Origin of the sequence: Pectobacterium odoriferum (genome assembly GCF_009931295.1) — a bacterium.
Classification (GTDB): domain Bacteria; phylum Pseudomonadota; class Gammaproteobacteria; order Enterobacterales; family Enterobacteriaceae; genus Pectobacterium; species Pectobacterium odoriferum.
In genome coordinates, this window is record NZ_CP034938.1 from 1805642 (window position 1) to 1824962 (window position 19321).

At 53.8% G+C, this 19321-nt stretch carries 18 protein-coding genes and 1 pseudogene; 7 read left to right on the top strand and 12 right to left on the bottom strand.

The window, feature by feature from the left end; all coding sequences use genetic code 11:
- Positions 1-8 precede the first annotated feature (8 nt).
- From EO763_RS07965 to EO763_RS07990, 6 genes are all read right to left on the bottom strand, one after another.
- A complete protein-coding gene (locus EO763_RS07965; protein ID WP_161528618.1) occupies positions 9-845 on the bottom strand; it encodes an ABC transporter ATP-binding protein in 837 nt (278 codons plus the stop codon).
- On the bottom strand, positions 842-1681 hold the full coding sequence (locus tag EO763_RS07970) for an ATP-binding cassette domain-containing protein (RefSeq protein WP_208851993.1): 840 nt from the start codon (positions 1679-1681) through the stop codon (positions 842-844). The genes EO763_RS07965 and EO763_RS07970 overlap by 4 nt, the downstream gene beginning before the upstream one ends.
- A gap of 184 nt (positions 1682-1865) precedes the next feature.
- Complete coding sequence (locus EO763_RS07975) at positions 1866-2786, bottom strand: Rpn family recombination-promoting nuclease/putative transposase (RefSeq protein ID WP_161528619.1); 921 nt, start codon at positions 2784-2786, stop codon at positions 1866-1868.
- Positions 2787-2959: 173 nt separating this feature from the next.
- Positions 2960-4753, bottom strand: coding sequence for an aryl-sulfate sulfotransferase (locus EO763_RS07980; protein WP_161528620.1), 1794 nt, complete (start codon positions 4751-4753; stop codon positions 2960-2962).
- 16 nt (positions 4754-4769) lie between these two features.
- The gene (locus EO763_RS07985) at positions 4770-5579 is read right to left on the bottom strand and encodes an ABC transporter ATP-binding protein (protein ID WP_039540841.1); all 810 of its coding nucleotides are present in this window, start codon (positions 5577-5579) and stop codon (positions 4770-4772) included.
- Positions 5576-7177, bottom strand: a complete 1602-nt coding sequence (locus EO763_RS07990; RefSeq protein ID WP_161528621.1) for an ABC transporter permease — start codon at positions 7175-7177, stop codon at positions 5576-5578. Before EO763_RS07990 ends, EO763_RS07985 begins: the two co-directional genes overlap by 4 nt.
- 237 nt (positions 7178-7414) lie before the next feature.
- On the opposite strand from EO763_RS07990, the gene EO763_RS07995 reads away from it, so the two are divergent.
- Entirely contained in the window at positions 7415-8551 is a 1137-nt protein-coding gene (locus EO763_RS07995) for an ABC transporter substrate-binding protein (RefSeq protein ID WP_161528622.1), read from the top strand.
- Between the two features lie 12 nt (positions 8552-8563).
- On the opposite strand, the gene EO763_RS08000 is transcribed toward EO763_RS07995, so the two are convergent.
- Together EO763_RS08000 and EO763_RS08005 are read right to left on the bottom strand one after the other, a co-directional pair.
- Complete coding sequence (locus EO763_RS08000) at positions 8564-9502, bottom strand: LysR family transcriptional regulator (protein WP_161528623.1); 939 nt, start codon at positions 9500-9502, stop codon at positions 8564-8566.
- A gap of 338 nt (positions 9503-9840) precedes the next feature.
- Positions 9841-10599 (bottom strand): CDP-diacylglycerol diphosphatase, encoded by a 759-nt coding sequence (locus EO763_RS08005; protein ID WP_161528624.1) that lies wholly within the window; start codon positions 10597-10599, stop codon positions 9841-9843.
- A gap of 32 nt (positions 10600-10631) precedes the next feature.
- Between EO763_RS08005 and EO763_RS08010 the strand changes: the two are divergent.
- Positions 10632-10828: pseudogene (locus tag EO763_RS08010) on the top strand (ABC transporter ATP-binding protein/permease); the annotation flags it as partial.
- Positions 10829-10845: 17 nt separating this feature from the next.
- On the opposite strand, the gene EO763_RS08015 reads toward EO763_RS08010, so the two are convergent.
- Positions 10846-11583, bottom strand: coding sequence for a helix-turn-helix transcriptional regulator (locus EO763_RS08015; RefSeq protein WP_161528625.1), 738 nt, complete (start codon positions 11581-11583; stop codon positions 10846-10848).
- A gap of 787 nt (positions 11584-12370) precedes the next feature.
- On the opposite strand from EO763_RS08015, the gene EO763_RS08020 reads away from it, so the two are divergent.
- The gene (locus EO763_RS08020) at positions 12371-12880 is read left to right on the top strand and encodes a TetR/AcrR family transcriptional regulator (RefSeq protein ID WP_280117256.1); all 510 of its coding nucleotides are present in this window, start codon (positions 12371-12373) and stop codon (positions 12878-12880) included.
- Positions 12881-13392: 512 nt separating this feature from the next.
- On the top strand, positions 13393-14364 hold the full coding sequence (locus tag EO763_RS08025) for a chemotaxis protein (protein WP_103862019.1): 972 nt from the start codon (positions 13393-13395) through the stop codon (positions 14362-14364).
- Between the two features lie 117 nt (positions 14365-14481).
- On the opposite strand, the gene yghU is transcribed toward EO763_RS08025, so the two are convergent.
- Both yghU and EO763_RS08035 read right to left on the bottom strand, forming a co-directional pair.
- Positions 14482-15321 carry a glutathione-dependent disulfide-bond oxidoreductase gene (gene yghU / locus EO763_RS08030; protein WP_161528626.1) on the bottom strand — a complete coding sequence of 280 codons (840 nt, stop codon included), beginning with the start codon at positions 15319-15321 and terminating at the stop codon, positions 14482-14484.
- Between the two features lie 164 nt (positions 15322-15485).
- Positions 15486-16097, bottom strand: coding sequence for an NAD(P)-dependent oxidoreductase (locus tag EO763_RS08035; RefSeq protein WP_161528627.1), 612 nt, complete (start codon positions 16095-16097; stop codon positions 15486-15488).
- A 102-nt stretch (positions 16098-16199) separates the two neighbouring features.
- Here EO763_RS08035 and EO763_RS08040 point away from each other — a divergent pair, with 102 nt between their 5' ends.
- On the top strand, positions 16200-16640 hold the full coding sequence (locus EO763_RS08040) for a winged helix-turn-helix transcriptional regulator (RefSeq protein WP_161528628.1): 441 nt from the start codon (positions 16200-16202) through the stop codon (positions 16638-16640).
- A 143-nt stretch (positions 16641-16783) separates the two neighbouring features.
- Here EO763_RS08040 and EO763_RS08045 read toward each other — a convergent pair whose 3' ends face one another.
- Entirely contained in the window at positions 16784-17788 is a 1005-nt protein-coding gene (locus EO763_RS08045; protein ID WP_161528629.1) for a threonine ammonia-lyase, read from the bottom strand.
- Between the two features lie 52 nt (positions 17789-17840).
- Here EO763_RS08045 and EO763_RS08050 point away from each other — a divergent pair, with 52 nt between their 5' ends.
- Entirely contained in the window at positions 17841-18179 is a 339-nt protein-coding gene (locus EO763_RS08050) for an ArsR/SmtB family transcription factor (RefSeq protein WP_161528630.1), read from the top strand.
- A 268-nt stretch (positions 18180-18447) separates the two neighbouring features.
- Entirely contained in the window at positions 18448-19281 is an 834-nt protein-coding gene (locus EO763_RS08055; RefSeq protein WP_116362670.1) for an SDR family oxidoreductase, read from the top strand.
- Positions 19282-19321: the final 40 nt, after the last annotated feature.

The window sequence follows — 19321 nt, forward strand, 5'->3', positions numbered from 1 at the left end:
TCAGCGAGCTAATAGCCTGACGTCGATAGCGCGGGGACGGCCTGCAACAGATGAGCAGTGTGCGCCTGCTGCGGTGAAGCTAGCACCTCGGTCGTGGGGCGATCTTCAATAATGCGTCCGCCGTCCATGACCAGCATTCTGTCGCACAGCCCGGCGAGCATGGAAATATCGTGCGAGACCATCAGCAAGCCCATTTTGTTTTGTTCGGTGACCTGCTGAAGCAGGTTTTTAATCTGTTCACGCAGCGGTAAATCCAGACCGCTGACAGGCTCGTCCGCCAGTAAAAATTCGGGTCGAACAATCAGCGCTCGTGCCAGCGCGACACGCTGTGCCTGTCCCCCAGAAAGCTGCCCAGCGACCTTATTCAGAAGCGTGACGCTCAGTCCTACCTGATCCATGACTTCGTTCAGGCGGGCAGAATGATTTCCATTAGCGTGACGGTTCTCATCGGGGCGGAGTCGCTTCAGCGGCTCGATAAGGAGATCGGCGACGCGCTGACGTGGCGCGAGCGAGCCTGCCGGATCCTGCGGAATGTACTGAACGCGGCGGCGATACCAGAGCAGCGAACGCACTGAACCGGGTTTAATCAGGTTGCCGTCGCAGTACACCGCACCACTTTCTGGCGCTTCAAGCGCGAGCAGGGTTTTTAGCAGCGTGGATTTACCACAGCCAGAAGCACCGACCAGCCCGATGCGTTCGTGCTGTTGCAGGTTCAGCGACAGGTCGTGAAAAATGGCACTGGCAGGATCGGCCTTTTGCCACGGCAAACGTGACGTTTGGCGATAGCGGCTGACGTGCTCAAGGCTTAAAAACGGTGAGGGAACCGCGTGCAGGTGGTGGTTCATCCGGCAAGCGCTCCGGCAACAGCGGTGGGTAACACATTATCAGGAAAAAGATTGTCAGATAAAAGCGTGTCAGCGCGACGCGCGGCAGCGACCAGACTGCGGGTATACGGCTGCTGTGGTGCATTCAGTAGTTGCTGCATACTGCCGGATTCAATGACTCGCCCGTTTTCCATCACCAGACCACGCTGGCAGAGTTGGGCGGCAACGGTGATATCATGCGTAATAAACAGCAGGGCAGGAGCATCCGGCTGCGCGCTACGTTCCTGTAAGACCTGCAATACCTGCTTCTGGGTAATGACATCGAGTGCGGTTGTCGGTTCGTCCGCTACCAGCAGGCGTGTCTTGCCGAGTAGGGCGAGGGTAATACAAATGCGCTGGCGCTGGCCGCCGGACAGTTCGGCAGGATAGCGTTGCAGGAGGTTGGGAATATCATTCAGCTTCATGGCAGCCAGAAGTGCAGAAAGCTCAGAGGAAGAGGGGGCTTTCAACGCCAGAGACAGCTGTTTTCCCAACGGCATGAGAGGATTAAGCGCCGTTGCGGAGTCCTGGAACACGGCAGAGACGCGGCTGGCCTGCGGGCGCGCCAGTGCTTTCAACTGGCTGACCGCTTCGCCATTCACCCGAATACTGCCGCTAATCTGGCAGCCCGATGGCGGTGTGCCGATGACCGCTTTGGCGGTGAGGGATTTACCGGAACCGGATGCACCGAGTAAACAGACACGTTCACCCGCGAACAGCGTAAAGCTGATATCGCTGACCTTGGTTTCACCACCAATAGACAGGCTCAGGTTCTCTACCTGAAGAATGGCGTCTGTGTGTCTGTTCCAATTAATCATGGCTAACGTATAGGGTTAGTGTAAATCGATATGTAATAACATAACAAAATACAACGACGTGATGCAAAGGAAATGTGATCCAGAGCCTATAAATTGGCGCCGCGACGCAGCCTTATCTGACCGCGTCGATGATGAAAAAGAGGGGGAGAATAAATTGTAGGAAGGTGCAGACTATCTTTAGAGCCTACTCATTCGATGAATCAACAAGCTGTGCCAGTTCCGCTGCGCTCAACTGAGTAATCTGACAAACCTGAGCAGGTTCCATGCCGCTAAGCAGAAGCTGACGAGCAATATTTTGAGCACTGGCTTTCATGCCATGCTGTATCCCTTGCTGTATGCCATGCTTGATGCCTTTTTCAAACCCGATTTTCTCAAGTTGCTGTGCGATGGTCATGATCGCCTCCCGATCCGTTGACAGAGACTGTGCGACGGCCTCAATAAACTCTGCTGGCTTTGAGGTGTTGCCGCTTCGTGCGATGTAAAACAGTATCGCTCTTTTTTGCGGCAGCGGTACCTGCCAGCGCTCAAATAATAGCCCGATATCCTGCGCCAGTTCCAGCATATCTCGCGTGCGAATGTGTTTTTGCACCAGTTCCAACAGCGCCGCGCGGCGATGCGTCTTGATGTCCTCATCCGGTATCACCGTGAGGTCAACCAAAGGAAAGGGGGTGTTGTAGAGTTTTTCTGCCTGAATAGCGTCAGCAAAACCGTCGAGCCAGCGCAGCGTATAGGGATAAGGGCTACGCTGGCCGTGATAAAACAGTAAAGGAACGACGAGCGGCAACGTATCGTGACCTTGAGAGAGGTGCTGCTGCATAGCAGCCAGCGCGTAGCGCAGCAGGCGAAATGGCATCAGCTTTTCTGGGCGACTCTGGTGCTCAATCACACAATAAATATAACCTTGCCCTGCGGTGGTCTGAATTGAATACAGCATATCCGATATTCTTGCACGCAGTTCCTCGTCAACAAAAGAGGCTGATTGCAGTTGTAGCGAGCTGAAGTCGCAAATATGCCTGATTTCTTCTGGCAGGTGGATGGCGAAGAAATCCTTTGCGACGGCTGGATCGCTGAGAAACTGTTTAAAAATCGCATCATGCGCGGCCATACTGTTTTTCTGTCCCTGAATAATCTGTAGGCAATGGTAAAAGAAGCGGATATGGGCAGGGAAGAAGCGCAGAGGACGACTGTGTTGGTATGGAAGGATGTAAGCAAGAAAAGTGAGAAATGAAAGCAACGACGCGATCTCACTGGGAGCGAGATCGCGTTAAGGTGTGAGGGTTAGCTCTGTTGCGTGGTCAGCCACTGGCGCAGGTGTTCGGGCTGCTGGGCGCCGCTTAGGCGTGCTTGTTCTTCACCGTTTTCGAGCAAGAGCAGAGTTGGCAGCGTCCTGACCGCCAATTTCTCCGCCAGGGCAATGTGATGATCGGCGTCCAGATAATGGCTCGGCAATTGACGGTATTCCTCGTTATCCAGAATCGCTTCTAACTGGCGATAGAGGCTTTTACAGTGGACGCAGCGCTCCGCGCCGACCAGTAGCAACTGTGGGCCACGTTGTGCTGCCAGTTCAGGCCAACTGTCGACGGTGAGTGGCGCAAAACGCTCACGGTTGACGGCAAAGAGCTTCGGGCTGCGTTTGAGATCTTCGCTATCGGTCGCGACACACAGGGCATCGCCGCTCTTTTTATAAGGGCGCGTGCCGTCAATACGAATCACGCTGGCGAAGCCGGGCGCGGCGGCTCCGGGCTGGCGTAACTGAGTATTATCAGGGGCAATCACCGGTGTTTCCTGTGGGCGCGGCAGCTGCGGTACCCATTCATAAGGGACGCGGTAGGCGCGATACAGCATGTTGGTGTTCACCGTCTTGCCCCAATAGGGGGAAATAAACTCCCAGACAATTTCATGATCGGCGGTGACTTCAAACAATCGACCGTTGGCCCCTTCGTTAATCAGCGTATTGCCGTTCGGCAGGCGCTGGATATTACTGATGTACGGGCTGTAAAAACGGAAAGCGTCAGTCGGGTGCGGAATACCTGCTTCGTAGGGTGAATAGCGCCAAACAATATCCAGCGTGACTGGGTTGATTTCCAGCACGCGTGAATAGTCACGCCAGGCGTTTTTCACCCCGTCAGCCGATGCCGGATTGGGTGCGCCGTAGCCAGCCCAACCACCGTTATCAAACACCAGAATATTGCCCGCGCCCGGTAAGCCTGCCGGGATCATATGTGCGTGATGCTGGCCGATAATCCAGCCGATGTGTTTGAGCTCAGGCGTGTTGTAGTTGGGGCCAAGCTGCCAGACAATATTGCCGCTCTGTTTGTCGATGATGGCAATGATGTTGGATTCGCGCGCGTCCCAGATGATGTTATCCGGGTGGAAGCGGGTATCGCCTTGATCGAACCACGGATTGGGGCCGAGTGCCGACATGGAGTTGATGTGCATCCAGTCGCCCATCCCACCGCCGCTTTTGCGCAGGTTGGGATTGTTGTACAGCGCGGTTTTTGCGTCGTCATCAAAGCCGAGTTCGTCGAAATGGTCGCTGCAACGCCATTCCCACAAAATGTTGCCCTCCCAGTCCACTTCGATGATGGTGTCGTCGAGCAGCAGTTTGTCGCTGATCCGTTCATTATGCAGGTTGGTATGCGCCAGCAATAATGTGTTGCCGCCAATCGACTGCGGTTCCTGACCCGGCGCGTAATAGCCGACCGGATTGCCGCTGCGCTGGTAGTCATGGTGGACGCGTGCCATCCATTCTGGCGGAAGGTCAGGATCGGTAATGTGTTCATAGCCGTTGAATTTCCAGACGACGTTACCGTCCCAGTCGACCTGAATCAGATCGACCATGTCCTGCATGCCGTAGCGTGAATCACGTTCGCCGCTGTGCCCGAGGATGTAACCGCCGGGCAGGATTTTGTTGGGGAAGCCGTGCAGGCCTTCCCACAGGCGCAGTTCGGTGCCGTTCATATCTACCAGCACCGCGCCACGTTCCAGCGCCTGAAAGACGGTGTAGCCGCCCCAGGCTTTTTCCGGGTTGTAAATCGTTGTGCCGGTCGGGTAGACGGAAGGGTGTCCCATAATGGTGCTCCAGTGTTTACGTGTTCAGAGAAGAGAGGTCGGCAGCCGTATCGGCAGGCTGCGTCAACAGTGCGAGCAGGTCGCTGCACTGCTGGTGAAAGGCCTGACTGTCACGCTGGCGTGGATGCGGCAGCGAAATGGTCGCAATCTGGCGGATACGGCCCGGTCGCGGTGCCAGCACGACGACGCGATCGGCGAGATAGACGGCTTCCTCGACGTCGTGAGTGACCAGCAGCGTGGTCGTGCCTTCCGCCTGATGAATGCGGCGCAGCTCCTGCTGCATCTGCTGGCGGGTCAACGCATCCAGCGCGCCAAAAGGTTCATCCAGCATCAGGATGCGTGGATTGGCGACGAGCCCGCGTGCGATGGCCACACGCTGCGCCATGCCGCCGGAAAGCTGGGCGGGCAGGGCATCGGCAAAATCCTGCAAATGGACGAGTTGAATAAAGTGGTCGATCAGGCGCTTCCGCTCTTTGTTATCGATGGCTTCATTCGCCAGTCCAAGTGCGATGTTTTGCCGCACCGTCAGCCACGGAAACAGGCGTGGTTCCTGAAACACCATGCCACGCTCACGCCCGATGCCGCGCACGGTTTTCCCTTCGACCAGCACGCGTCCCTGATAGTCGTTGTCCAGCCCAACCAACATGCGTAGCAGCGTGGATTTGCCGCAGCCGCTGCTGCCGACAATCGCCACCAGCTCACCGCTGTGAATCGACAGTGAAAAATCATCGATTACCGTCAACGACTCGCCCTGTACACGAAACTGTTTACGCAGCCGATCGAACTGTACGACTGGCGGTGATACCTCAAGGGTTGTGGACGTCATGCGATTTCTCCTGCGGAACGCCAGCGCGTCATCCGCTGTTCCAGACCTAATCCGACGCGGTCGAGCACCGCGCCCGTTAATCCAATTAACAGCATGCCGCTGATAATCACGGGCATATCCAATAGCTGTTGGGCGTTGATCATCAGGCTGCCGATCCCGGTGCCTGATGACATGAAATATTCCGCGCCGATGGTGCCAAGCCAGGCGTAAATCAGTGACAGACGTAAACCGGCGAAGATCGCGGGCGCGGCTCCCGGCAGGATCAGCACCCGCAGGCGGGTTGATAAACGCAACTGCAACACCTGCGCGACCTCTTGTAAGGTTTGTGAACGCTGGCGGATACCGCGATGGCTGGCCACCAGCATGGGGAAGAACGAGGCCAGCGCCACAAATGTGATTTTCCCAGTTTCATCGTTGCCGACCCAGGCCGTCAGCAGCGGCAACCAGGCAAACAGCGCGATCTGACGCAGCGTCGCGACCGTAGGCGTGAAGAGCGCGTCGCTGGTGGCATTCAGCCCCAGCAGCACGCCGCACACGAGGCCCACGGCAATCCCGCCTATCGCACCGGCGAGCGCGCGGGTCAGACTGGCCTGCATCGCCTCGGTGAGCGAGCCGTCACGCACGCCTTGCAACAGCATGTGCCACACGTCGGCGGGCGGTGGCAGCAGTAGCGGATCGATCCAACCGAAACGGCTGGCCTGTTGCCAGAGCAGCAGGAGCAGAAAGGGTAAAACCAACGCGGATAAACGGCGAGACGAGGTGGCGGTTAAGCGGCTGAGCGGCGGGTGTGGCCAGAAAACCAGACGGCGTTCCAGTTGATTGATTGCCCACTCCATCGTTAGCCCTGCCAGCCCAATGACGGCGATACAGACAAACACAATATCCAACTGAAATAGCTGGCGTCCCCATACCAGCAGGTAGCCAATGCCCTGAGACGACGCCAGCAGCTCGACCACGATCAGCGACACCCACGCCTGCGAGAGTGCCAGCCGTAAACCGGTTAACCAGGTGGGTAGCGCGGCGGGCAGCGTCAATTTGATGAGGCGCTGGTGCCACGGCAGGCGCAGAGTGCGAGCGACTTCCTGTAGTGCATGCGGCACGTTGCGCACGCCTGTTTGCGTATGCAGCGTCACGGGGATAATCACGGCCTTGATGATGACGGCGAGCTTCAGGCCGTCATCGATGCCGAACAGCACCATAAACAGCGGGATCCAGCCCAGCGTTGGAATTTGTGCCAGCGCGTAAACCGTCGGGTGCAGCAGGTGCTCGGCGCGGCGTGAGGCTCCCATCAGCGCACCAAGCAGCGTCCCTGCCAGTACGCCGGCCAGCAGGCCGCTAGCCAGCCGTTGCAGGCTGATAAAAAGCTGTGGCAGGAGATCGTTGTGCCAGAGTTCGACGGCGGTTTTAGCGACGATGTCGGGAGCTGGGAGAATCTGGGCGGGCATCCAGCTGTAGTGGGTGCTGATATACCACAACGCCAGCAGCGCCAGCGGCACGATTAGCGGCATCACTATTGACACGACAAGAGAATAGACCCGCGCTATCGGCAGTGCTGGCCAGACGATCGCGGTTTTTTTCAGCAGTATCGACTTATTCATTTTATTCCCGAAAACCATCGCAGCTGGATGAATAGGGAATAAAAAACAGGTTTCAACGTTGAACGCCAATGCAATAAAGCGATGGTCGTCGTGCAATAAATGCATACGCGCAGCCCAAGCCCGTCAGCCCTGATTTATGCTTTTTTCCGCTGAACAAACCTGTAAATGTTATTTAAGCCTGACGCCGACGGTTCGCTAGTTTCATGGCAGATGAAACGAATTATTAAGGAAAACCGTATGCAGCACGCCACTCTGTTGATCACTGCCTCGCCGATAACGGCATCTTCCCGCTGGCGCTGGGGGATGAAGGTATTAAGTACTGCCTTGCTGATGGGCGCCGCGCTCGTTTCCACCGTTCAGGCAAACGACGCCGCCCCGCAGGATGCACAGAAGCCGGCGGAGATTCGTATTGGTTTGCCGGATCAGAGTGCAGGCAGCAAACCCTTTATTCGCGGGCCGCTGGGGTTGGCGCATATTCGCCAACAGTTGGAGAAGGAATTTGAGCCGCAGGGTATCAACATTCGCTGGTCGTTCTTTAAAGGAGCGGGGCCTGCGGTGAATGAGGCGCTGGCAAACAAGCAGCTGGATGTGGTGTATCTGGGCGATCTGGCCGCTATTATCGGCCGTGCGGGTAGTCTGCCAACGCGGGTGCTAGTGGGGTCGCGTGGCTCTAATTCTTATCTGGCGGCGACGCCGGAATCGGGTATTCAACGCATTGAAGATTTACGCGGCAAGCGGATTGCGGTCTACAAGGGAACGGCCGATCAGCTGTCGTTTGAGCGTGCGATTAAAAGCGTTGGGCTAAACGAGCGCGATGTGCGAGTCATCAATTTGGACTGGACGGCAGGCAAGGCTGCACTGGCGGCCAGACGCGTGGATGCGGTGTGGGGTGGTGTCTCCCTACTGGCGTTGCGTAAGCAGGGCATCAATATTGTGACTACCAGCCGGGCGCTGGGCTGGCCGAATACCACACAGGCCTCGGTGCTGGCGACGCAGGACTTTATCGACCGCTACCCAGGCACGACGCAGCAACTGGTGAATGTGCTGGTGGACAATGCGCAGTGGATCGGCGAGGCGCAGCACCTGCCGGAATACACGGCGCTGATGGCCGAGCAGAGTCAGATTCCGCAGACGATTTTTCAGGAAGAATTGAAAGCGGAGGATCTCCCTTTCCAAAGCTCGCCGCGTCTCGATCCGTTCCTGCTCAGCAGCTTGCAGGACAGCATTGAGCGGGCGAAAGCCGCCGGGTTGATTCGCAGCACGTTCTCGGCCAGCGACTGGTTTGCCGGCCAGTTTGTTGACCGGGCGCTGAAAGCCAAAGGGCTGGAATCGAACTGGGCAGTGTATGACGCCAGCGGTAATCCTGCGAAATAATCACGAATGCGCTCACAGGGGCGGCAGTGCCGGAGCCGGTGAGCGCAGCCTGTCCAGCGCCAGTATGCTTTCGATCATCAGCTCGGCCAGCGGTGGTAGCGTTCTCTGCAAACAGGTGACAATACCGAAGCGGGTTTGCATATTTGCCCATTCCGGCGGCGTGCCTGTTAGCGGGATTTCTACCAGTTGATGGCTTAATCGACCCAGCGCAAAGCCATCCTCGCTGGCGAAGCTGATGGCCTGCGTATGCCGTAGGATGCTGAAAACAGAATAGATATGGTCACACTGAATCTGTGGCCGATAATCGGGCTGGCGCGTTAATGCGGCCAACACCTTGCGCATGCCGACGGGCATAAAAGGGGAGGCGAGCGGAAAGCGCAAGAGATCGTCCGGCGTGACGGTTGCCTGCTGTACCAGCGGATGCGAAGAGTGGCAGATAAAAAAGCAGCGCTGCTGGCTTAATGGCTGGACATGGAGGTTGGTTTCCATTTCGGCCTGCCAGGTATCGGCAACGATAAAAGGCCACTCGTCGGCTAGCAGCCGTTCACGCAGGGATTGCCAGTTATCTACGCTGTAGGTGACTCTGGCTCGCGGACGAAGGGCGTGGAAATGCGCGACTGCCTTGGGGATCAGCGTGGTAGATGGCGCTGGGCCGCAGCCAAACGTCAGTTCGCCTTCTTGTGCCTCGCTGATCTGCCGCATGTCGGTCATCAGTTCCCATGACAGCTCCTGCATACGCCGCGCAAACGGCAGCAGCGTATTGCCCTGCCACGTCAGCGCAAAGCGACGGCTCTGGCGGTCGATAAGCGGATGCCCCATCGTTTGCTCCAGCGCCTGAATGCTACGGCTGAATGCCGATTGCGACAGGCAGACAGCCTCAGCGGCCTGTACAAAACTCCCATGTTCGGCCAGTGCAAGAAAATTGCGTAATTGCCGTAAATCCAGATGCATATTGCAGCTACCTACCCTATCGATTTTCCCCACTTTTTAGGCGGAGGTCGGCTAGCAACGCAATGAACAAAACGTTATAAGTTATAGCGAACTGATTGCTATACCCGTCATACTTCAAGTTGCATGTGCGTTGGCTGCGCTACTCGGCACACTTACGTGTACCTCGCCCCGTTGGGGCCGCTGCAAGCAGCGTTCAAACCTGCCTCTGGCAGATTTGTCAGTCACCCGAATCACTTACTTGAGTAAGCTCATCGGGACTCCCTCACTTGCCGCCTTCCTGAAACTTGAATTCTTTAGGGTATATCGACCTTTAGGCCGCTGTCTGGCGCGGTCAGTGGCTATTTCGCCAGCGCACAGGAAAAATCCTGAATTTCTTCCACAGATCCGAGACTCATATTGAACACGTCCAAACTGCTGGCGAGCAGCACCTTTTCGCCCGTCGGCATGGAGACCATCGCAAGGCCGTATTTGCCGATAGATTCATTCTGCTGCTGTGCGTAGCGATCGAGCGTTTTGAACGGATCGCTTTGCGCCAGTTCGTTCACCGCGAGCGTTTTTGCCAGATAGACGTGCCCGTTAATTTTTACCGGCAGCGTTTTCCAGTCGGCAGAGAGCGTTGGGAACTGCTGGTTCAACGTTTGATAAATCTCCGGGCGCAGGCAGGCAATGTGGATATGCAGCTGGTTTTGTGTACGGCCATAGCGTGAGTTAATCGCCAGCGAGAGATAATCATCTCTGATCGGCTTACCGGCTTCGCGCGATAGATGGCTGCGGTTCGCCCATGCCTGTTCGAATAAATTGGGCGTGCCTTGCTGCAACAGCGTTGGACTCTCGATGCCGCTGATTTTATCGATTGGGAGTAGCAGATCGTGATAGGGACCGTTTCTGTCGTCAAAAAGCACATAGCCATTCGCCAGATTGACTTCCAGACAGGGGGCGGGTTTACCGTTGCGCTGTTGGTTGGGCACGCACTGTTCGCTGACGATCTCCCACAGCGCATTGCTGTTTCCCCGACCAACCTTCCACCATATTGTTGTGGCTGCTGCGAGTAAAATGATGGCAGAAATCGTGAAGATCAGGATCGTGTTACGTTTCATGACAGGTCTCCGGCAGGTGTGTGAGGCGCAATCTGGACGAACCGACGGCGGCGTTGGGTACCGAAAGTGCGCTAGCCGTACAGCGGGCGATTGACAGGCTGGTTCAGGACAGGACGGTCATTGTTATCGCGCATCGGCTATCGACAATTGTGGGGCACATCGAATTCTGGTTGTCGAAGGCCGCTATTGCGCGTTATGGAAAGCACAGCAGTCTATCTCACTAAAGTGAAATAGACGTGATGACGATTATAAAGGCTCAGGCTTGATGAGCTGTAATTCTACGCCCAGTCTGATGGCGTGTTTGGCATTCAGCACGCCCAATTTTTTTACCACATTACCAATATGGAATTTCACGGTGCTGATTTTGATATCCAGAATCAGCGCAATTTCCGGGTAGGTTTTTCCCATGCTGGCCCAGTACAGAATTTCGTTTTCGCGCTGGGAGAAAATCTCTTTGTCACCTTGTTTTCTGCTCTGCGGGCTTTGCGCCATCTCTTTGTAAAGCGTGGTGATTTTCTCATGAACGGCAATGAGCAGCATTTGCAGTTTGTCTTTATTTTCCTCAACAATGTTTTCCATATCCGTTGGCGCGTGTTCTTCAAACATAATCGATAACGCCGCAAGATTATTATTATTATCATGCAAGACAAAGGTGTAGCCATTAACAATATCGTACTCTTTTGACAGATTAAAAATCTTGGAGAACTTCAGCTTAGAGTTAATAACGATGTTGTCTTCCCAGGAGAACGGCGAGACTTTATTTATTGCCGTCAAAATAACCGGATCGATATGCTGATAGTTATTTTCTTTATAGGTATTAACCCATTCCTGTGGGTAATTCGAGATGATCACAACCTGAGACGGGTTCTTCTTGTTCATGATCATATAGGCGTATTTCAGGTCGCCATACTGCTTTAATTTTCGGCCGAGATAGCTTTTTATCGTGTTATTGATAATTTCATTGTCAGAGCAAAATACAGACATGTAACGGCCTCAATAAAAAGCGAGAAAGTACCCATGATATAGATGACGTCATAAAAGTATAGTGCTGACCTATACCTAAGTCTAACTACTGTTACCCCATGATATCACTTATAATTTTTTCATGAATAGGACAATTTATAAAAAAAATTAAGAAAATAATTTTTAAAAAATTGTTACAAATTGATTTGCCAACCCAGGGAATTACCCATAATTTTGTTCCTGTTCAGTTTGCTGTATTTAGGGTGTGTGGTATCAAACCACGCGCCCTAAAAGCAGTTCTCCCGTCATACTTCAAATTGTATATGCGTTGGCAATACTCGGCTCATCTTTGAGCCTCGTCCTAAAAAGCCGTCGCAAGCGGCGTTCAAATCAGCTAAGCCGATTTGTCCTCGCTCACCCCAGTCATTTACTAGTGTAAGCGCCTGAGGATTCACTGCGTTGCCCTACGGGTCAACGCTTAGCGTTGTGCAAAACGACAACGTGTTGTCCTGCAATTCGAATGATTTAGGGATATTCCGTTATTCGGAGCTGGATAGTAAATAATCCGTTTTCGCTTATCAACCCCGTAGCCTTTTGCTGTTCATCCCCATACCTTTCTCGTCCTTCTCCTGTTGTTACAGGCTGCCATGTTGCTTTGTGTAAAGAGGCGGCGGTGAGGCTAATGTTTTGATAATATTGCTATATTGAATCCTGTTTTGCTCGTCAGCGGCGGCTGGCAGGGGGGGAAGTCCGAACTAAGGCTCGTCGTGAGGCCATTGTTAAAACGGCGGCGCAGCTTTTTCAGGAAATGGGCTATGAACGCGCCACCATGAATGAGCTGGCGAAGCGGGTCGGCGGTTCCAAGGCGACACTGTATGGCTATTTTTCAACCAAAGACGAGCTATTTACGGCTGTCGTTCGTGAACATGCGACCATGCATCTGTCCGAGGCGACCGCGGGGTTGATGACGGACACGCTGACATCCGAAACGCTGGATGTGCAACTGACGCGCTTCGGCGAACGCATTCTGTACGTGTTGACCAACGATAGCAGCGCGATGGCGATTTATCGGATGGTGGTGGCAGAGGCCGGACATTCCGATATTGGCTCGCTGTTTTATGAATCAGGCCCGAAAGAGAACGTCGATAAGCTTTCTGAACTGATGGCTGCGGCGATAGCGTGGCAGTTTTTGGCGCTGCTGACGGCAGAAATTGAAGACCGCATATTCCACCGTCATTTGCAGCCAATGAGTCTGGAACGCATCTGCGAAATCGTCGGGGATGCGGTCAGCATGTTTATGGCCGGAGCGGCGGCGTAAGGCAGTTGCCTTGGCGATCCGGCATCCAGCGGCAGGTTATCGACCCAGCCGTTTAGGTGCTAGAGCACCTTCACTGTCGCTATGCGTTAATCTCGGCATGTGTACCTTCTTTAAAACTAAACCGTACGGTGTTTTTTGGTTTTTTCTGGTTGCCGTGTCAAGAGAGGTGTGAGGTTTTCTTCTCAGGCAACATTTCTGTCACGATTTGGGATAAGGTGTTGGCAAATTCTGCCGATATTAATGGTTCAGGAAATGTTATCTGCACCTTAAGGATGCTAGCCGACTGTTATATTGAAGAGGGCTGATATCCGTCTACTGGTCCGATGATTGCCATCGTTGGATGATGAGGTTGACACACTTAAAAATATTTTACGTTTGACACTGGATAAGATTGAAGAACACGACTATCACGTACAGTGGAGCGGTCGGATGTTGGTTCCTGTTTGCTCACATCTCGAATGTTGCCTTGTTACGGTACACCTATAATGACAATGACTCGCACTGAGGAAAGCATGGATAATTTTCAAAAAGAAATCGATGAGAGAACAAACCTCACCTCTGCTAATAAATTTGAACTCTTATTATTCCAGCTGGGCAAATCACCTGAAGGTGGCAAATCGGAGCTGTTTGGCATCAACGTGTTTAAACTGCGTGAAATTGTGCCGATGCCTACGCTGACCAAAGCGGCTGGCATGAAATCGCCGATGCTGGGTATGGTCAACATTCGTGGACAAATCATTCCCGTTATCGATCTGCCTGCCGTGGTCGGCAGCTCATCGGAAACTGGCCTGAACATTCTCCTTATCACGGAATATGCACGTAGTACGCAGGCATTCGCCGTGGAATCAGTAGACGATATCGTTCGTCTGGAATGGAGTCAGGTTCTGGCCGCTGAAGCGGGCGTGAGCAGCTCCTATATCACAAGTATTGCGCGTCTTGATAACGACAAAGACAGCAACCGTCTGGCGCTGGTGCTGGATGTTGAACAGATTCTGTTTGATATCATTCCCGGCGAACGTGAAACCAAACTCAAGAACGCAGAAGAGAAAATCTACCCCTATACGCCAGGTGCGATTGCGATTGTGGCGGAAGATTCCAAAGTCGCTCGTTCGCTGCTTGAGCAGGGGCTAACCCAGATGGGCATTCCGTTTAGTATGCACATCACCGGACAGGATGCCTGGAACAAGATTCGACAAATTGCGCAAGAAGCACAGTCAGAAGGCCGACCTATCTCGGATAAGATCTCACTTGTTCTGACCGATTTGGAAATGCCGGAAATGGACGGCTTTACGCTGACAAGAAACATCAAGCGTGAAGAGTTCCTGAAGAATATCCCGGTGGTGATCCACTCTTCACTGTCTGGTAGCGCGAACGAAGATCACGTACGCAATGTTGGCGCAGATGCTTACGTTGCGAAATTCGAGATCAATGAACTGTCGACGGCGATTCAGACGGTGCTGAATAAAGTGAAAGTACGCCGCTAATTAGTCAAGCGTGTGTATTATCACATTCGGCCTTTGCTTCCTCCTTGACGGGAGAGGGCAGAGGCCGATTTTTTAGTCGTTGAACGTTGCTAGTATTGTTCGGCAGCCGGCAGAAGATTAATCCAAATCAGAGGCCTGATGGCGCTCGGCGACCTGCTCAGACTCATCGCCCCAGGTCCGGTTGACCTTGCGACCGCGAATCACTGCCGGGCGAGCGGCAATCTCGTCAGCCCAACGAATCACATGCGTATAGTCGTGTACGGATAGGAACTCTCCGGCGGAGTAGAGCACGTTTTGTACCAGCCCGCCGTACCACGGCCAGACGGCGATATCGGCAATCGTGTAGCTGTCACCCGCCAGATAACGGCTCTCTGCCAGTCGACGGTTGAGCACATCCAACTGGCGCTTGGTTTCCATCGTGAAGCGGTTGATCGGGTATTCAAATTTTTCCGGTGCGTAGGCGTAGAAGTGCCCGAACCCACCGCCAACGTAAGGGGCGGAACCCATCTGCCAGAAGAGCCAGTTCAAGGTTTCGGTGCGCGTGGCGAGGTCGTTCGGCAGCAGCGCACCAAATTTCTCGGCCAGATACACCAGAATAGAACCGGACTCGAACACGCGAACCGGTTTTTCGCCGCTTTGGTCAAGTAAGGCGGGGATCTTGGAGTTCGGGTTGACGTCGACAAACCCGCTGGAGAACTGATCTCCATCACCTATCTTTATCAGCCAGGCATCGTACTCTGCTCCCGAATGGCCTAGCGCCAGCAGCTCTTCCAGCATGATTGTCACTTTCACGCCATTTGGCGTTGCCAACGAGTAAAGCTGAAGCGGATGCTTACCAACGGGCAGCGCTTTTTCGTGCGTTGGGCCAGCTATCGGGCGGTTAATATTGGCGAAAGCACCACCAGAAGAGGCGGGCTGCCAGACTTTTGGCGGCACATAGGTTGGGGACGTAGCCATTCAAAATCTCCTTATACATGAAAAGAGAGCGAGTTAAGTCAACACCATAACAAACTCACGCAGTTCGCTGATACCGTTCCGTTCTATCTCTACTTATTTAGGGTATAACGCGAGATCCGCACATTGCTGAGGGCAGAAATCAATGTACGGATCGCCGTCAAGGCTTAATAGCCGACGGTAAAGCGCTGACGAGTGTGTGCCGGGTTTTCAATTTCATCAACCAGCGCAACGGCATAGTCTTCGAAGGAGATGCTGCTGCCTTTATCGTGACTCAGCAGCGTGTCTTTGCCGAGGCGGAAGGTGCCTGTGCGTTGACCCGGAACAAATTCGGCGGACGGTGAGAGGAACGACCAATCAAGATCGTTTTCCTGTTTTAACAAGTCGAGGAAGGCTGCGCCGCGAGAGGCCTCAGGACGATAAGCATCAGGGAAGTTTGGCTGATCGATCAGGCGCTGGCCGGGTGCAATTTCAAGGCTTCCCGCGCCGCCGACGACCAGATAGCGTTTTACGCCTGCGGCTTTAACGGCTGCAATCAGGGTAGCCGGATCGGACGAACCAAATTTAACGGCACTGACCACGACGTCATGTCCTTTGAATAATGCGACGAGAGCCTCTTTGTCCAGTGCGTCACCCTGCTTGGCGGTAACGTTCGGCAGTGAAGCAATTTTTTCTGGCGAGCGTGCGATGGCGGTGACCGTATGCCCACGGTCCGATAATTCTTTAAGAATGCGTGAACCGGCATCGCCAGAAGCGCCAATGAGTGCGATATGTGACATGTGAATTCCTTATTTTCTTGTTTTGGGACTAAGTAACAAAAATAGACTATAGAGAATCTGGATGGTACATTCCCGACTTTCTCTCCACAAGAAGTCACCGGTATGCAACCAGGTCACACAACAATGACTAATGACATCCTCACCAATGACGCGGTTAGCCAAAAAACATCGCCAGCGGAAGACCTCGACGATTCTGCGTTTGACCATCCTTGTCCGATCCGCGATGTGCTGGATCGCATCGGCGATCGGTGGAGTTTGTTAATACTGGAAGCGCTGGCGCAACAGACGCTGCGTTTTAATGAATTACATCGTCATATTGACGATATTTCGCGTCAGATGCTGTCACGCACGCTAAAACGACTCGAAGCTGATGGGTTCATACATCGGACGATCTATGCGGAAGTTCCCCCGCGCGTGGAATACACGCTGACGCCATTAGGGCACTCCTTTTTGCAACCCATGCAGTTGTTGATTCAGTGGGCTGATAAGAACCATGCCGAAATTTGCCGCTCTCGCCGTCAGGCCAGACAAAACAATGCTTGAACGGCCATTTGACGCTTAATCAATGGCTCTCTCCAGTCTACATATGGCTTGCAAGAAACGGGATGTTGAACTACCGGACGGCTCGCATTACGAGTTTATGCTGTAACGCCTCCCGCAGGTTACCCAGCAAAGAGGCGCTTGTTCTACCGGTTTACGTCGGCTGTCGCCTCATTAAGCAACGTGAGGTAGCGTGACCCCGAAATGTTCCTGCCGGTGACGACGCAGACGGTTTTGCGTCCGCCAATCTCTTTCGCATAGCGAATGGCTCCCGCGACGGCAGGCACCCCAGAAGGTTCGACAACATGTCGGTGAAGTTCGAGCATTGATCGCATCGCGGCTTTGATTTCAGCTTCTGATACCGTGAGTACGCGATCGACACGGTCACGAACCAGCGGCCAGGTCATTGCACTGGGCTCTATGTAGCCGCTGACGCCCTCGGCGATGGAGGGAGCCAGATCGACGGGAAGTGTTTCACCGGCCTCTTTCCAGCGGGCAAACGTCGGGCTGGCTTCGCTCTGTATGCCCCACACTTCGATAGCGGGGTTGATTGCCTTGGCTGCTGTCGCAATCCCTGAGACCAGCCCGCCGCCGCCGATATTCACCAGGATGATCTCCGCATCCATCCAGTCTTCCATAATCTCAAGACCGACGGTACCGCCACCCGCAATCATCTGTGGGTTGTCGTAGGCCGAAACGAAGGTGGCACCTGACTGCTGCGCAGTTGCGATAGCCGCCTGCCTCGCGTCTTCGATGTCATCAAAGAACGTAATACGTGCACCACAGCCTTTCATGGCTGCGACTTTCATTGGATCTGCCGCGCGTGGCAAAAAGATGGTTACGGGGATGCCCGCGACCTGCCCGGCATAGGCGAGCCCTAACCCGTGGTTTCCTGCCGTTGGGGCGATGACGCCAATGCGGCGCTGTTCTGCATCCAGATTGGCAAGAACGTTTGCCGCCCCCCGTAGTTTGAAGCTACCGGTCTGCTGGAGGTTTTCCATTTTGAGTCGAATTTCTGCACCCACAAGAGCGGATAATTCCTGCGAGTGGTCTAGCGGTGTTCTGCGTATTGTTGCTTTGATCTGCTGAGAGGCGGCGTAAATATCCTTCAACGTTACAGAGTCGGTTGCCCTTTGATAGTGGTCTGTCATAGTATTTCTCTATCAGCTGTATATGGAAATGACTATATAGGTATTTGGCTATATGAACAAGCAAGCAACGACAACGGCCGATCTATTACGGGCGCTCGGCAATGAACAACGGCTCATCATTCTGGCGTGGTTGGCCGATCCTCGGGCACATTTCCCAGAACAGCAGGATGGCGATCTGGTTAAGGACGGGGTGTGTGTAGGGTTTATCACTGAGAAGATCGGCCTGAGTCAGCCGACGGTCACCGGCCATCTTCAATATCTTTCGAAAGCCGGGATTGTCACATCGAAACGCATCAAAAACTGGGTGTTCTACAAACTCGTCCCTGAGCGCTTAGACGAGGCAACCACCGCATTATCTGAGCTTGCAACGCTCGCCTCTCGTCAACATTAGCCGTCAGAATAGGCGGTAAGCGCCTATTCAACCCCATGGTATCCATTTCCCGTTTGTACAACAGGATCGCTAATGTGCATGAGCTATGTCGCGTACTACTTGTATGTAATTCATGATCCCTGCTCATAAAGTCATGCTGATTTTACCCGATTATCTCGTGTACTAAACCCTCTATGATATTTCAGCTCTCCGTGACAGCACGCTGTCGCGATCGTTAGGTCGCTTAAGACCTGATGGATACGGTGTAATTTTTGCCTGAGGAAGAAATATGAAAGAGATCAATGTCGTTATTGGAGCGGGATCAATTGGTCAGGCTATCGCGCGGCGTGTCAGTCAGAGCAAGCGCGTACTTATGGCTGACCTGCATCAGGAAAATGCGGATGCCGCCGCCAAAGTGTTACGTGACGCCGGTTTTGATGTCGAAACCACCGTTGTTAATGTGGCGCACCGTGAATCCGTTCATGCTTTGGCGGAGAAAGCCGTATCAATGGGAAACGTAATGGGCGTTATTCTCTCCGCGGGTGTTTCCCCTTCGCAGGCTACGGCGGAAATGATTCTGACTGTGGATCTGTATGGAACAGCATTAGTTCTCGAAGAATTTGGTCAGATAATTTCTCAAGGGGGCGCTGCAGTTGTCATCGCATCACAGTCAGGTCACCGGCTGGCGCCATTAACGGTCGAGCAAAACGCTGCTCTGGCGACAACGCCAACGGAAGAACTCCTGAGCCTGCCCATGTTACAGCCTGAACGGATTACTGACACATTGCACGCTTACCAGTTGTCCAAACGCGGGAATGCGCTGAGGGTGATGGCCGAAGCGGTTAAGTGGGGAAAACGCGGCGCCAGAGTTAACACTATTAGCCCAGGGATTATTTTCACACCGCTGGCGAATGATGAACTGAACGGGCCGCGAGGTGAGGGCTATCGCAATATGCTGGCAAATTCGCCTGTTGGTCGTGGCGGTAATCCTGATGAAGTTGGCGCGCTTGCGGCGTTACTGATGGGGCCAGAAGGAACCTTTATCACCGGCAGCGATTTCCTGATGGATGGCGGCGTAACGGCATCTTATTGGTTCGGTGAGCTTGCGTCAGCCAAGAGCTGAACGCGCGGTGAGTCACGATGAGGGGATAAAATCTACCCCT